Source organism: Lentzea roselyniae (assembly GCF_039537795.1).
Lineage (GTDB): Bacteria > Actinomycetota > Actinomycetes > Mycobacteriales > Pseudonocardiaceae > Lentzea > Lentzea atacamensis.
Genome location: NZ_BAABBE010000024.1, coordinates 97,321 through 111,052, shown reverse-complemented (window position 1 = coordinate 111,052; position 13,732 = coordinate 97,321). Strand labels below are relative to the sequence as shown.

Genomic DNA, 13,732 nt, shown 5'->3' with positions numbered 1-13,732 from the left:
TACATCAGCGCCGCGTCCAACCCTTCATCGGCCGCGCACACTTCGCGAACACGCCCGATCAGCTCTTCCTGAAACAGCACGCGCACACCCAAGCACCTGACGTTCGGGACAGGCAGCGACCAGTAGATTGCTGGCCATGACCGCGGAACCACAGCTGCAAGAGCTCGCGCCCGGCGTCCACGCGTGGATCCAGCCGGACGGCACCTGGTGGATCAACAACGCCGGCGCCGTGCACTCGGGTGGTGAGGTCGTTCTCATCGACACGTGCGCGACGGCCCGCCGCACGAAGCTCTTCCTCGACGCGCTCGACGCGGCCACAGGGAGCGCCCCGATCCGGCTCGCGGTGAACACGCACCTGCACGGCGACCACGTGTACGGCAACGCGCTGCTGCCCGGCTCGACCACGATCGTCGCGCACGAGCACACCCGGCAGGGCATCCTGCAGGACTTCATCCTCGCCAACACCCCGCCCGCGTGGTCACCGACGCCCGACTGGGGAGTCGACGCCGTCCGCGCGCCGACGATCTCGTTCCGCGATGAGATCACCCTGTACGCGGGCGCAAAGCCCGTCGTGGTGCGGCATCCCGGCTACGCAGCGCACACCGTCGGCGACGCGGTCGCGTGGCTGCCGGAGGAGCGCGTGCTGTTCACCGGCGACCTCGTGTTCCACCGCGTGACGCCGATGATCGCGATGGGATCGCTGGACGGTGCCCTGCGGTCGCTGGACTGGCTGGCCGCGTTCGAGCCCGCCGTCGTGGTGCCCGGCCACGGCCCGCTGGTGGCCGGCGCCGACTTCGCCGGCGTGCTCGCCGCGCACCGGCGGTACTACGAGTTCGTCCGCGACACCGCGTTGATCGGGCGGGAGAAGGGCTGGACGCCGCTGGAGGCGGCGCGGGAGACCGGGCTCGGCGAGTTCGCCGACCTGCCGGACGCCGAGCGGCTCGTGCTCAACCTGCACCGCGCCTACGCCGACGCCGACGGGGTGGACGTCAACGTGGCCGCCGCGCTCGGCGACGCCATCGCCTTCAACGGTGGCCCGCTGGCCTGCTCGGTGTGAGCCCTTGTGGGTGACGTTCTTTGAGCAAAGGCACGTTCAGCCTGAACGTGCCTTTGAACCTCCGAGCGGGGCGGCTCAACGAAGAGCGGCTCGGCGGCAGGCTTCTTCGGCGATGCCTTCGGGCATCCCGGCGATCCGCAGTGATCCTTTGCAGAGGACCAGATTCCCCTCTGCCCCATCCGCGCATCCGATGTCCACGATCTTGCCGCTGTAGCCCTGCGTCATCGCGTAGAACGTGCAGTCGAACTGGTCGGCTGACGCCACCGTTGTGCCGGACACCGCCGACCACGTCGAAAACCCGGCTACGAGGACACCACCCACAGCAAATCGACGAACTCCCATCACTCGAGTCTCACACGACCTGCCGGGCGCGGAACCGACCAGGAGAAGGAAAGCGCTGTCCGCCAGTCGCGCCAGGCCACGTCCGTTCGCAGTCACATCATCCGGGTCATCGGAAGACGACTGTGCCGTTGCCGTTGAGCAGGACGCGGTGCTCGCAGTGCCAGCGCACCGCGCGTGACAGGGCGAGGGCCTCGGCGTCGCGGCCGGCGGCGGTGAGGGCGCGCGGGTCGAAGGTGTGGTCCACCCGCAGCACCTCCTGTTCGATGATCGGGCCCTCGTCGAGGTCCGGGGTGACGTAGTGCGCCGTGGCGCCGACGTACTTCACGCCGCGGTCGTAGGCCTGGTGGTACGGCTTGGCGCCCTTGAAGCCGGGCAGGAACGAGTGGTGGATGTTGATGACTCGGCCGGCGAGCTTGGCGCACAGGTCGTTCGACAGCACCTGCATGTAGCGGGCCAGGACGACCAGGTCGGCCTGGTACTCCTCGACGAGCTCCAGCAGGCGTTGCTCGGCGATGTGCTTGGTGTCGGCGGTGTTGGGCACGTGGACGAAGTCGAGTCCGGCCGCTTCTGCCATGGGGCGCAGGTCCTCGTGGTTGGACACCACCGCGGCGATCTCGCCGCCGAGACTTCCCTCCCGCCACCGGAAGAGCAGGTCGTTCAGGCAGTGACCGGCCTTCGACACCATCACGAGCACGCGAGGCCGGCGCTCGTCCCAGAGGTCGAAGTCCATTTCGAACTCGCTCGCCACCGCGGCGAACTCGCGCGTGAGGTCGTCGACGTCGGCGGAAGCGCAGGTGAACGCGGTGCGCAGGAACAGCCTGCTGCGGACGTCGTCGTCGAACTGCTGGTGCTCCACGATGTCGCAGCCGTGGTCGACCAGGAACGAGGTCACCGCGTGGACGATTCCCGTGCGCTCCGGGCAGTTCAGGGTCAGGGTGAAGTGTCGCGCCACGGCGTTCTCCTCGTCTCGCGTCGTCCTGGTGGTCGACTGATGCAGTGAGCTCACGTCCGGTACTCCACGCAGGCGTCGCTCAGCCAGGCCGCGAGGTACCCGGCGAACGACGACCGCACGAGCACGGTGAAGCGGTCCTCACCGGTCACCTGCAGGATGATCCCCGTCCTCGCGAGCAACGTCTGCACACAGGTGCCGACGGGAGCCGAAGACGGGTGCAGGTTTACGGAGCACCCGTGCGCCAGCACGTCCCGGACGTGCGCCCCTTCCAGGACCACGGTCGTGCGCTGGGCCGAAGTGTCCACAACGGATCCCCGAGCGGATCCGCGTGCGGCACGCAGCGCGTCCTCCAGAGGGATCTGCAGGTCTGGCGGTGCCACGACGAGGAACTCGTCCGGTCCCAGCCACAGCACCTCGACGTCCCCGAACGGCCCGGAGCCGGAGGTGAAGGTGCACGGAACCGGCGGGAAGGCGACTCCGAGCGCCGAACCCATCGCCTCGATCGCGGAGGGGTCCGACACGCGGACGGTGAGCTGTGCGCGGAACGGCCGCTCCGCCACGGTCAACGCGGGCGCGAGCGCCGCCAGCCGGTCGGTCCAGGCGGCGAGAGGGCTGGTCGGGTCAGCCGTCACGGCGGGCTCCTTCCTTGTCGTACAGCACGGAATCGGTGACGGTGACCGGCACGAGCGAGTCGTCGACCGGCACGTACAGGGTCTCGCCGATGCGTTCGTGCCCCGACCGCACCAGGGCGAGGGCGAACGTGCGGCCCAGCGCCGCGCTGGGGTAGCTGGACGTGACGTGGCCGAGCATCCGGACCGGCGGTTCCGGCAGCCGGTCCGTCTCGACGATCTGCGAGCCCTCCGGGAGCAGCACGGTCGGATCCACCGGAAGGAGACCGACCAGTTGCTTGCGGTCCGTGCGGTTGTTCTCCGCGCGGGCGAACGAACGCTTGCCGATGAAGTCGGGCTTCTTCTTCGACACGGCCCACGACATGCCCAGGTCCTGCGGCGTGACCGTCGCGTCGGTCTCCTGGCCGATGATCGGGTAGCCCTTCTCGGCGCGCAGCACGTGCATGGTCTCGGTGCCGTACGGCGTGATCCCGTACTGCTCCCCCGCCGCCATGAGCGCCTCCCACACGGCGAGGCCGTGCCAGGCGGTCACGTTGATCTCGTACGCCAGCTCGCCGGAGAAGCTGATCCGGCACACCCGCGCGGGAACGCCCGCCACGACCGTGTCGCGCCACGTCATGAACTCGAACGCCTCGTTGGACACGTCGAGACCGGGAGCGACCGCGGCGAGCACGTCGCGGGACTTCGGGCCCACCAACGGGATCGTCGCCCAGTGCTCGGTGACCGAGGTGCAGTGCACGTCGAGGTGCGGCCACTCCGTCTGCAGCCACTCCTCCATCCAGTCGAGGATCTTCGCGGCGTTGCCGGTGGTCGTGGTGACCAGGTACCGCTCCTCGCCGACCCTGATCACGGTGCCGTCGTCGATCACCATCCCGTCGACACCGCACATGACGCCGTACCGGATCCGGCCGACCTTCAACGTGCTCATCATGTTGGTGTAGAGCATGTCCAGGAACTTGCCGGCGTCGCTGCCCTGCACGTCGATCTTGCCCAGCGTCGAGCCGTCCATCAGGCCGACGCTTTCCCGCGCGGCACGGCATTCCCGCAACACGGCCGCGTGCAGGTCCTCGCCCGGTCGCGGGTAGTACCAGGGCCGCTTCCACTGGCCGACGTCCTCGAACAACGCTCCGCGCGCCACGTGCCACGGGTGGATCGCCGTGACGCGCACCGGGTCGTGCAGCTCGCCGCGGTCCCGGCCGGCCAGCGCGGCGAACGACACCGAGGTGTACGGCGGGCGGAACGTCGTGGGCCGCTGGTCGGCGAGCTCCACGCCCAGTGCCTCGGCGACGATGCCCGCCGCGATCATGCCGGAGGTCTTGCCCTGGTCGTGCGCGGTGCCGATGGTGGTGTACCGCTTGATGTGCTCCAGCGACCGCAGGCCCGCACCCGTGGCACGCAGCACGTCCGCGACCGTCGAGTCCCGCTGCAGGTCGACGAAACTGGCGTCCTCGGCACCTGGAACGCGCCACAACACCAGACCGGAACGCTGGGTGCACCGCGAGTCGGACACCGGCAGCGGCACCTGCCCACCCGGCGTGAACCCGGTCGCGATCGCGGCCGCCTCACCGGCCTCCCGGCCCTGCCGCACGCACGAGGTGAGGTCCAGCTCGCCCGTCGCGGATCCCGCGACCCGGACGGAGGACAGTTCCTCCCCCGGCACGAACGAACCGAGAACCGCGTCGTAGCGCAGCTTTCCGCGGGCCTGGCTGAACAGGTTCACCACCGGGTTCCAGCCGCCCGACACCAGCACCGTGTCGCACACGACGGTGTCGGGGTGGCCCGCGACGCCTCTGCCCTTGATGTCACCGAGCGGGGCGACGTGCGCATCGGTCACGCGCCCGGCACCCTCGGTTCCTGTCACCACGTGGCCCGCGCGCACCTCGATGCCACGCGCGGCGCACTCGGTGGCGAGCCTGGCGGGAGCCTCTGGACGGGCGTCGACGATCAGCGGAACGTCCACACCGGACTCGGCGAGATCGATCGCCGCGCAGTAAGCGCTGTCGTTGGTGGTGAAGACGACCGCGCGCGAGCCGGGCAGCACGCCGTAGCGGTGCAGGAACGTGCGAGCGGCCGACGCCAGCATGATCCCGGGCCGGTCATTGTCCGCGAACACCACGGGACGCTCGTGCGCACCGGTCGCGAGCACGGTCTGCTTCGTCCTGATCCGCCAGACCCGTTGCCGGGCCACCGAAGCAGGCGCCGCGAACCCGAGGTGGTCGGTGCGCTTCTGCAGCGCGAGCACGAACCCGTCCTGGTACATGCCGAACGCCGTGGTGCGCTCCAGCACCTGCACCCCCGGCGTGCTCCTGAGCTCCGCGACGATGTCGGCCACCCACTCCGCCGACGGCCGGTCGTCCAGGTACTCCTCCACACCGAGCAACGCGCCGCCGGCCTGGTTCTGCTCGTCCACCAGCACCACGCGCGCACCGCTGCGGGCGGCGGTCAGCGCGGCCACCAGCCCTGCCGGTCCAGCGCCGACGACCAGCACGTCGCAGTGCTCGTGCTTGGCGTCGTAGCGTGCCGGGTCCGGCAGCGAAGCCAGCCGCCCCTGCCCAGCCAGACCACGCGCCTCCAGGCCGTCGTACAGCTCGACGGTGGTCGCGAGCAGCATGGGCTCGGGGAACGGTGCCTCGATCTGCACCAGCGATGTCGGGTCCTCGGACCCCGCCGCGACGATGCCGCGCGGCCGGCCGAGCTTCACGCTGCTGCCGACCTCGTGCACACCGTTGGCGAGCAACGCGGACGCGAGCGTGTCACCGGGGTGGCCGGTGAGTGCCCGGCCGTTGAAGGTGAAGCGCAGCAAGGTGTTCCGGTCGATCGCGCCACCGGTGGGCTTGCGGAAGTTCACGACGCCACCTGGTCCTTCTCGCCGAGTTCCGGCATCGGCTCGCCCACGCGGTACACGGCGAGCAGGTCGTGGGTGCGGGTGTCGCGGACGGCGTTGAACCACCGCCGGCACCCGGCGCTGTGGCTCCAGCGCTCGGCGAACGGGCCGCTCGGGTTCTCCCGGAAGAACACGTACTGCGCCCACTCCTCGTCGGTCAGCGCCGACGGGTCCTCGGGGTACGCGACGTGGGCCTGGCCGCCGTAGTGGAACTCCGCTTCCTCACGCGGGCCGCACCACGGGCACGGGATGAGTTGCATTCTCAGCTCCTACTAGTGCGCGACGGCGGCGGCGCCGTGCTCGTCGACGAGTGCGCCGGTGGTGAAGCGCTCGAGGGTGAACGGCTCGTTGAACGGGTGCGGCTTGTCGTGGGCGATGGTGTGCGCGAAGCAGTCACCGACACCGGGCGTGGCCTTGAACCCGCCGGTTCCCCAGCCGCAGTTCAGGTACAGCCCGCCGACCGGCGTGAGACCGACGATCGGTGACGCGTCCGGGCTGACGTCGACGATGCCCGCCCACGTCCGCAGCAGGTGGGCGCGCGCGAAGATCGGGAACAGCTCCAGCGCCGCCGACATCTGCTGTTCGATGATGTGGAACGAACCCCGCTGGCCGTAACCGTTGTAGCTGTCGATCCCGGCGCCCATCACCAGTTCTCCCTTGTGCGCCTGGGAGACGTAGACGTGCACCGCGTTGGACATGACGACGGTCGGATGCACCGGTTCGAGCAGCTCGGAGACCAGGGCCTGCAACGGGTGCGAGGCGAGCGGCAGCCGCAGGCCGACCATCTTCGCGAGCACCGAGCTGTGCCCTGCCGCGCACAACGCGACCTTCCCGGCGGCGATGCGACCACGCGAGGTCTCGACGGCGGTGATCCGGCCACCGCTCGTCTCCATTCCCGTGACCTCGCAGTTCTGGATCAGGTCCACGCCCATCGCGTGCGCGGCCCGCGCGTAGCCCCACGCCACGTAGTCGTGCTTGGCGATACCCGCGCGCGGCTGGTACGTCGCCCCGAGCACGGGGTAGCGCACGTCCTGCGAGACGTTGACGATCGGGCAGATCTCCTTGACCCCGGCGGGATCCACCCATTCCGCGTCGATGCCGTTGAGCCGGTTGGCGTTGACCCGCCGGACGCTGTCGCGCACGTCCTGCAGGCTGTGCGCGAGGTTCAGCACACCGCGCTGGTCGAACAGGATCGGGTAGCCGAGGTCCTCCTCCAGCCCTTCCCACAGCTTCAGCGAGTGCTCGTAGATGCCGGAGCTCTCGTCCCACAGGTAGTTGGACCGGATGATCGTGGTGTTGCGGGCCATGTTGCCGCCGGCGAGCCAGCTCTTCTCCAGCACCGCCACGTTCGTGATGCCGTGGACCTTCGCCAGGTAGTAGGCGGTCGCGAGGCCGTGCCCTCCACCTCCGACCACCACGACGTCGTAGGAGGCCTTCGGTTCCGGGTTCTCCCACAGGAAGTCCGGGTGCTCGGGCAGGTGCGCTCCGGGTGGCTGAACCGAGCTGGTCATGCGCGACGCCTCCAGCGAAGTCATCTGGTCGACTACTGGTATATCAGTCTTCGTTGTACAGTAGGTCACATGAACACACGGGTCAACGACGAGCCCGCGGCCGCCTCACTCACGGAGCAGGCGTACGCCGTCCTGCGCGACCGCCTGGTGATGCTGGAGATCAAGCCCGGCGAACCGATCAACGAGGACCGGCTGCGCACCGAGCTCGGCGTCGGCCGCACCCCGATCCGCGAGGCGTTGAAACGGCTGGAGCAGGAACGGCTCGTCGTCGCCTTCCCGCGCCGCGGCACGTTCGCGACCGACGTGAACATCTCCGACCTCTCGCACATCTCCGAGGTGCGGCGGACTCTGGAACCCCTCGCCGCGGCAGCCGCAGCCGAACGCGCCACGGCCGCGGACAGGACCGCGCTCACCGAGCTGCGCTCCCAGCTGGACACGGCGGCGCCTTCGGGCGACAACACGGAACTGCTCCGCGCCGACGTCGGTGTGCACCGCGCCATCTACCGCTGCGTGCACAACCCGTTCCTCGAGGACACGCTCATCTCCTACGACAACCTGGCCACGCGCATCTGGTGCGTGTTCCTGCCGCGGCTGTCCGGAATGGCCGGTCACGTCGACGAGCACGTCCCCCTGCTGACCGCCATCATCGAGGGTGACGGCAAGAAGGCGAGCGAGCTCGCCTCCCAGCACGTCATCGGGTTCGAACGCGCCATCCGCGCCCTGATCTGAGCTCACGCCGGCCGCGGACCGCTCAGGTCTTCTCATCGACGGCAACCCGTTCCACGACCTGGCCGTTGACCTTGACCGGCGTCGGCGCCACCTGCAGGCAGAAATCGCCGTCGTACTCCTCGTTGCCCGCGACCACGGCCTGCTCGACGATCTCGGCACAGTGTTTCTCCCGCAGCACCATCGGGTCGCTGCGCAGGTCCTTGGCCAGCGCCACGCACAGCACGACCATGACGAGCGCGAACGGTGCCGCGGCGATGATCGTGAGGTTCTGCAGCCCGGTCAGCGCGGTCGCACCACCGCCACCGACCAGCAGCATCACCGCCGCCACACCACCGGTCGCGACGCCCCAGAACACCACCAGGCCGCGGCGCGGTTCGATGGCGCCCCGTTGCGACAACGTGCCCATCACGAGCGATGCGGCGTCGGCGCCGGAAACGAAGAAGATCGCCACGAGGACCATCACCACCACACCGGCGACCGCCGCCAGCGGGAACTGGTCGAGCACCGCGAAGAGCTGCGACTCCGGGTTGCCCGCGCCGGCCAGGTCCGTGCCACCGCGCTGCAACGTGATGGCCGTGCCACCCATGATCGTGAACCAGATCAGGCTGACCACCGACGGGACGAGGATGACGCCGCTGACGAACTGCTTGATCGTCCGGCCGCGGCTGATCCGCGCGATGAACATCCCCACGAACGGGGTCCACGAGATCCACCAGGCCCAGTAGAAGATCGTCCACGACGCCAGCCAGCTCTCCATGGCCTCGCCGCCGGACGCGCCGGAGCGGGAGATCATCTCGCCCATCTCGCGGAAGTAGTCACCGATGGCCGCCGGCACCAGGTTGAGGATCAGCACCGTCGGCCCGACCACGAACAGGAAGAGCGCCAGCACGGTCGCCAGCACCATGTTGATGTTCGACAACCACTGGATGCCCTTGGCCACACCGGAAACAGCCGACGCGACGAACGCGACGGTCAGCACCGCGATGACACCGATGAGCACGCCGACACCGGGGTTGTCGGCGACGAAACCGCCCGCCTTCAGCCCGCTGCCGATCTGCAGCGCGCCAAGACCCAGTGACGCGGCCGAACCGAACAGCGTCGCGAAGATCGCCAGGATGTCGATCAGCCTGCCGAGCGGACCTTCCGACACGCGGTCGCCGAACAGCGGGGCGAACGCGGCGCTGATCAGCTGCTTGCGGCCGCGGCGGAACGTGCCGTAGGCGATGGCGAGACCGACGACCGCGTAGATCGACCACGGGTGGATCGCCCAGTGGAACAACGAGGTCGCCATCGCGGTCTCGACCGCCGCGTCCGTGCCGCCCTCCACCGTTCCGGGTGGCGGCTTCACGAAGTGCGACAACGGTTCCGCGACGCCGTAGAACATCAGCCCGATGCCCATGCCCGCGCTGAACATCATCGCGACCCACGACACCGTCCGGAACTCCGGCCGTTCGCCGTCCTGGCCGAGCGGGATCCGGCCGTAGCGGCTGAACGCCAGCCACAGTGCGAAGATCACGAAACCGGTGGCCGCGGTGAGGAACGCCCAGCCGGTGTTGCGGATCACCCAGCCGAGCACGGCGGACGACACGCTGCCGAGGCTCGCGGTGCCGAAGACGCCCCAGGCGAGGAACGCGGCGGCGACGACGGCGGACAGGACGAACACGACCCGGTCCGTGCCTGTTTTCGTGGTGGGGAGGAACTTCAGTCCGGGCATGGCATCTACCACCCCTTCGTCGATGTGACTTCCTGAACCCAGCGGTGGAACTCCCCGATGTGGTGTTCGGAGGGAACCAGCACACCCCCTTGCGCGTAGGCCCGCGACGACATCGCGGGCTGGCACCGTTCACACGCCTCGAAGTCCTGCTCGTTGACGCGGTGGAAGAGTTCGACGGACCGCGAGACGTCCTTGCCGGTCGCGACGACGTCCTTCGCGTACAGCCAGTCGCACTCCACGATCGTCCGGTCCGCGGCCATCGGGAACATCCGGTGGATGATCACGTGGTCGGGCACGAGGTTGATGAACACCTGCGGGCGCACCGTGATCGCGTAGTACCGGCGGTCCTGGTCGGAGTCCACGCCGTCGAGCCGGTCGAAGCCCTCGCCGCCGTCGATGGTGAAGCCCTTGATCTCGTCACCGAACACCGCCCCGTGCCCGACGTAGTACTGCGCCGCGTACCCGCCCGCGAACTCCGGCAGGACCTCAGTGAGCTCCGGGTGGATCGTCGCGCAGTGGTAGCACTCCATGAAGTTCTCGATGATGAGCTTCCAGTTGGCCTTGACGTCGTAGGTGATCCGCCGTCCCAGGCCGAGCTCGCTCACCTGGTAGTTGCCGATCGCGTCGAGGTTGCCGAGCCGCTCCCGGACGTCCTGCTGGACGGTCTGCTCGAACGACGGCGGCTCCGCGGCGAGGCAGAGCCACGCGTAACCGAGCCACTCGCGGAGGTGGACCGGCTTCAGGCCGTACTCCGTGCGGTCGATGTCCGGCATCGACGTCAGGTTCGGGGCCGCCACCAGCTTGCCGTCGAGCCCGTAGGTCCAGGCGTGGTACGGGCACTGGAAGTTGCGCTTGACCGTGCCGGTCTCCTCGACGCACAGCCGCGCGCCGCGGTGCCGGCAGATGTTGAGGAACGCGCGCAGGGAGCCGTCGCGCGAGCGGGTGACGAGCACGCTCTCGCGTCCGATCTGGACGGTTCTGAAGTTGCCCGCGTCCGGCAGGTCGGCACCGCGGACCGCGCAGAACCACATCTGCTCGAAGATCTTCTCCTGCTCCAGCTCGAAGATCGCCGGGTCGGTGTAGGTGTTCCCCGGCAGGGTGGGGATCAGGCTGGACGGGAGCTCGGTCGCAGTCATGGTCACTCCGTGGTGAAGTCAGAGAAGCAGGGTTCGCGCGTCCGTGCCGGCGCAGATGACCAGCAGCGGAGCGGAGTGGGTGCTCGACCGCGTCAGGACGCGGGCACCCGTTCCCGAGGGCTCGACGTGCCAGTCGATCACGGTCTCCTCGAAGCGCAGGTCGGCACCCGCGCGCAGGGCCTCGTCCGCGTCGGGGAGGTCGGTTCGCGGCTTGCTGTCCAGGCCGAGGACTCGCAGTCCCCGCGCGGCGAGCCGGTGGGCGGCGGCCCCGCCGGTCTGCCCGAGCCCGATCACGATCGCGTCGTGGGTCATGAGCGGATCCGCTTCATCTCGGGGTCGAAGAGCGGTTCGGCGGCCACGACCGCCTGGACGCGCTCGCCGAAGTACTCGATCTCGACCGGAGTTCCCGGCACCGCGACGTTCGCGGGCAGCCAGGCGTAGGCGATGTTCTTGCCGATCGAGTAGCCGCGCGCGGCACTGGTGACGTACCCGACCGGCCGCCCGCCCGCGAACACGGGCTCCGAGCCCATGACGACCTGGTGGGCGTCGTCGATGGTGAGACAGGTGAGCCTGCGCGACACCGTGTCCTCGGAACGGCCCTCCAACGCCTTGCGGCCGTGGAAGTAGCCCTTGTTCATGCGGACCGCGAACCCGAGTCCCGCCTCGTACGGGTCGTGCTCGGTGGTGACGTCCGCACCCCACGAGCGGTAGCCCTTCTCCAGCCGCATGCTCGTGAAGGCGCTGCGCCCGGCGGCGATGACGCCGTGCTGCTGACCCGCTTCCCAGAGCGTGTCCCACAGGCGGCGGCCCATGTCGGCCGTGGTGTAGAGCTCCCAGCCGAGCTCACCGACGTACGACAGGCGCATCGCGGTGACCGGAACCTCGCCGATGAAGGCCTGCTTGGCCTTGAAGTACCCCATGGCCTCGTGGGAGAAGTCCTCCCGGGTCAACGGTTGCAGGAGCTTGCGCGCGGCAGGCCCCCACAGGCCGATGCAGCAGGTGCCCGCGGTGATGTCGGCGATGTGCACGCCACCGTTCGGGGGCAGGTGCCTGCGCAGCCAGTCGAGGTCGAGCGGGCCGTTCGCGCCGACCTGGAACCGGTTCTCGCCGAGCCGGGCGATCGTGAGGTCGCTGCGCACTCCCCCGTCCTCGTCGAGCAGGAGCGTGTAGACGACCGACCCCGGTTTGCGGTCGAGCTGGTTGGTGGTCATCGTCTGCAGGAACGTCAACGCCTCGGGGCCGCTGACCTCCAGGCGCTTCAACGGGGTCATGTCGAACATCGCGACCCGCTTGCGGGCCACCAGCGCCTCGGCTCCGGCGATCGGCGACCAGAACCGCGACGCCCACTCGTTGCGCCCCGGGATCTCCGCGACCTCCGGCAGGTCCGCGTTGGCCTCGTACCAGTGCGGCCGTTCCCAGCCGGACGCCTCCAGGAACACCGCGCCGAGCTCCTGCTGGCGCTCGTGGAACGGGCTGGTGCGCAACGGACGCGGCCGCTCGGCCGGCTGCAACGGGTGCAGGATGTCGTAGACCTCGACGAAGCTCTGGCAGCTGCGCTCGTGCACGTAACCGGGTGAGCGCTGCACGTCCTCGAACCGGTTGAGGTCGCAGCCGTGCAGGTCGATGCCAGGCTGCCCGTCCACCAGCCACTCGGCCATCGCCTTGGCCACACCGGCGGAATGCGTGATCCACACGGCTTCGGCCACCCAGAAGCCGTCGAGGCCGGGGTGTTCACCGAGCAGCGGGTTCCCGTCGGGGGTGAAGGAGAACAGGCCGTTCACGCCCTCCTCCACCTTCGAGTCGCCGAGGACCGGCAGCAGGTCGACGGCGGCGTCCCAGGAGGTCTCGAAGTCCTCAGGTGTGAACGCGATCTCGGACGGCATGGTCGGCGCCACGTCGAAGTCGAGGATGTCGTCCGCCGAGATCGGCATCGGCCGGTGGCCGTACGCGCCGATGCCGACGCGGTCGACGTGCTCGCGGAAGTAGAGATCGGCGTCCTGGTGCCGCAGCAACGGCTTGCTCATCTCGGACAGGTCGTCGTTGACGCCCTGGAGCACCTTGAGCGGTGTGGTCTTCGCGTACTGGTGGGCCATCGGGACGAGCGGGATGTCGAGGTCGACCATCCGCCCGATCCGCGGTCCCCACATGCCCACGCAGGACACGACGATGTCGGCGGCGAACGTGTCGTGCTCGGTGACGACGGCGCGCACACGCCGGCCGCCGCGTTCGATGCCGGTGACCTTGTGGTGCGCCAGGAACCTCGCACCGCGCTCCATCGCGCGTCTGGCCTGCGCCTCGGCCGCGCGCAGCGGTTTGGCGAGGCCGTCGGACGGGATGTGGAAGCCGCCGAGGATCTTGTCGGGGTCGAGCAACGGGTGCAGCCGCGCGCACTCGCCGGGGTCGCGCAGGAAGCTCTCGACACCCCACGACGTCGCCCAGCCGTGCCTGCGCTTGAGGTCCGTCCACCGCTCTGGGGTGGTGGCGACCTCGAGTCCGCCGAGCTGCTGGAAGCACCACTTCCCGTCCATCGTCAGGGCGGTGTACTTCTCCACGGTGTACTTGGCGAACGAGGTCATCGTCCTGCAGCCGGTGGTCTGGAAGACCAGGCCGGGTGCGTGCGAGCTCGATCCGCCGGTCGCGAACAGCGGTCCCTGTTCGAGGACGGTGATGTCGGTCCACCCGCGCGCGGTCAGCTCGTCCGCCAGCGCGCACCCGACGATTCCTGCTCCGATGAGCACAACGCGTGGTTGCGTTGCCATGGAAGGTTCTCCTGCCGTC

At 69.3% G+C, this 13,732-nt stretch carries 12 protein-coding genes; 2 read left to right on the top strand and 10 right to left on the bottom strand.

All coding sequences use genetic code 11. From position 1 onward, the window contains the following. Positions 1-136 precede the first annotated feature (136 nt). Positions 137-1,057 carry an MBL fold metallo-hydrolase gene (locus tag ABFX45_RS33630; protein ID WP_346134396.1) on the top strand — a complete coding sequence of 307 codons (921 nt, stop codon included), beginning with the start codon at positions 137-139 and terminating at the stop codon, positions 1,055-1,057. A 75-nt stretch (positions 1,058-1,132) separates the two neighbouring features. Here the strand turns inward: ABFX45_RS33630 and ABFX45_RS33625 are convergent, their stop codons facing one another. The 6 genes from ABFX45_RS33625 to ABFX45_RS33600 all read right to left on the bottom strand — a co-directional run bounded on the left by ABFX45_RS33625 (position 1,133) and on the right by ABFX45_RS33600 (position 7,375). Continuing rightward, entirely contained in the window at positions 1,133-1,336 is a 204-nt protein-coding gene (locus ABFX45_RS33625) for a hypothetical protein (RefSeq protein WP_146231595.1), read from the bottom strand. A 169-nt stretch (positions 1,337-1,505) separates the two neighbouring features. Next, a complete protein-coding gene (gene purU / locus ABFX45_RS33620; protein WP_109637963.1) occupies positions 1,506-2,351 on the bottom strand; it encodes a formyltetrahydrofolate deformylase in 846 nt (281 codons plus the stop codon). A 50-nt stretch (positions 2,352-2,401) separates the two neighbouring features. Then, the gene (locus ABFX45_RS33615; protein WP_346134393.1) at positions 2,402-2,983 is read right to left on the bottom strand and encodes a sarcosine oxidase subunit gamma; all 582 of its coding nucleotides are present in this window, start codon (positions 2,981-2,983) and stop codon (positions 2,402-2,404) included. Then, positions 2,973-5,828, bottom strand: a complete 2,856-nt coding sequence (locus ABFX45_RS33610; protein WP_346134391.1) for a 2Fe-2S iron-sulfur cluster-binding protein — start codon at positions 5,826-5,828, stop codon at positions 2,973-2,975. The genes ABFX45_RS33615 and ABFX45_RS33610 overlap by 11 nt, the downstream gene beginning before the upstream one ends. Then, positions 5,825-6,124 (bottom strand): sarcosine oxidase subunit delta, encoded by a 300-nt coding sequence (locus tag ABFX45_RS33605; protein WP_109637653.1) that lies wholly within the window; start codon positions 6,122-6,124, stop codon positions 5,825-5,827. The genes ABFX45_RS33610 and ABFX45_RS33605 overlap by 4 nt, the downstream gene beginning before the upstream one ends. 12 nt (positions 6,125-6,136) lie before the next feature. Further along, positions 6,137-7,375, bottom strand: coding sequence for a sarcosine oxidase subunit beta family protein (locus tag ABFX45_RS33600; protein WP_346134388.1), 1,239 nt, complete (start codon positions 7,373-7,375; stop codon positions 6,137-6,139). A gap of 69 nt (positions 7,376-7,444) precedes the next feature. Between ABFX45_RS33600 and ABFX45_RS33595 the strand changes: the two genes are divergently transcribed. Further along, on the top strand, positions 7,445-8,104 hold the full coding sequence (locus ABFX45_RS33595; protein ID WP_109637651.1) for a GntR family transcriptional regulator: 660 nt from the start codon (positions 7,445-7,447) through the stop codon (positions 8,102-8,104). 22 nt (positions 8,105-8,126) lie between these two features. Here the strand turns inward: ABFX45_RS33595 and ABFX45_RS33590 are convergent, their stop codons facing one another. From ABFX45_RS33590 to ABFX45_RS33575, 4 genes are read right to left on the bottom strand one after another with little or no spacing between them, the layout of a single operon-like run. Beyond that, complete coding sequence (locus ABFX45_RS33590; RefSeq protein ID WP_112227978.1) at positions 8,127-9,818, bottom strand: BCCT family transporter; 1,692 nt, start codon at positions 9,816-9,818, stop codon at positions 8,127-8,129. A gap of 5 nt (positions 9,819-9,823) precedes the next feature. Continuing rightward, positions 9,824-10,954 carry an aromatic ring-hydroxylating oxygenase subunit alpha gene (locus ABFX45_RS33585; RefSeq protein ID WP_346134385.1) on the bottom strand — a complete coding sequence of 377 codons (1,131 nt, stop codon included), beginning with the start codon at positions 10,952-10,954 and terminating at the stop codon, positions 9,824-9,826. 18 nt (positions 10,955-10,972) lie between these two features. Next, positions 10,973-11,266 carry a hypothetical protein gene (locus tag ABFX45_RS33580; RefSeq protein ID WP_109637646.1) on the bottom strand — a complete coding sequence of 98 codons (294 nt, stop codon included), beginning with the start codon at positions 11,264-11,266 and terminating at the stop codon, positions 10,973-10,975. Next, positions 11,263-13,713 (bottom strand): GcvT family protein, encoded by a 2,451-nt coding sequence (locus ABFX45_RS33575; RefSeq protein WP_346134383.1) that lies wholly within the window; start codon positions 13,711-13,713, stop codon positions 11,263-11,265. The genes ABFX45_RS33580 and ABFX45_RS33575 overlap by 4 nt, the downstream gene beginning before the upstream one ends. Positions 13,714-13,732 lie beyond the last annotated feature (19 nt).

Coding starts and splice junctions, on each gene's coding strand:
- ABFX45_RS33595 (WP_109637651.1), top strand. CDS start 7,445: ATGAACACACGGGTCAACGACGAGCCCGCGGCCGCCTCACTCACGGAG.
- ABFX45_RS33580 (WP_109637646.1), bottom strand. CDS start 11,266: ATGACCCACGACGCGATCGTGATCGGGCTCGGGCAGACCGGCGGGGCC.
- ABFX45_RS33585 (WP_346134385.1), bottom strand. CDS start 10,954: ATGACTGCGACCGAGCTCCCGTCCAGCCTGATCCCCACCCTGCCGGGG.
- ABFX45_RS33590 (WP_112227978.1), bottom strand. CDS start 9,818: ATGCCCGGACTGAAGTTCCTCCCCACCACGAAAACAGGCACGGACCGG.
- ABFX45_RS33605 (WP_109637653.1), bottom strand. CDS start 6,124: ATGCAACTCATCCCGTGCCCGTGGTGCGGCCCGCGTGAGGAAGCGGAG.
- ABFX45_RS33630 (WP_346134396.1), top strand. CDS start 137: ATGACCGCGGAACCACAGCTGCAAGAGCTCGCGCCCGGCGTCCACGCG.
- ABFX45_RS33600 (WP_346134388.1), bottom strand. CDS start 7,375: ATGACCAGCTCGGTTCAGCCACCCGGAGCGCACCTGCCCGAGCACCCG.
- ABFX45_RS33575 (WP_346134383.1), bottom strand. CDS start 13,713: ATGGCAACGCAACCACGCGTTGTGCTCATCGGAGCAGGAATCGTCGGG.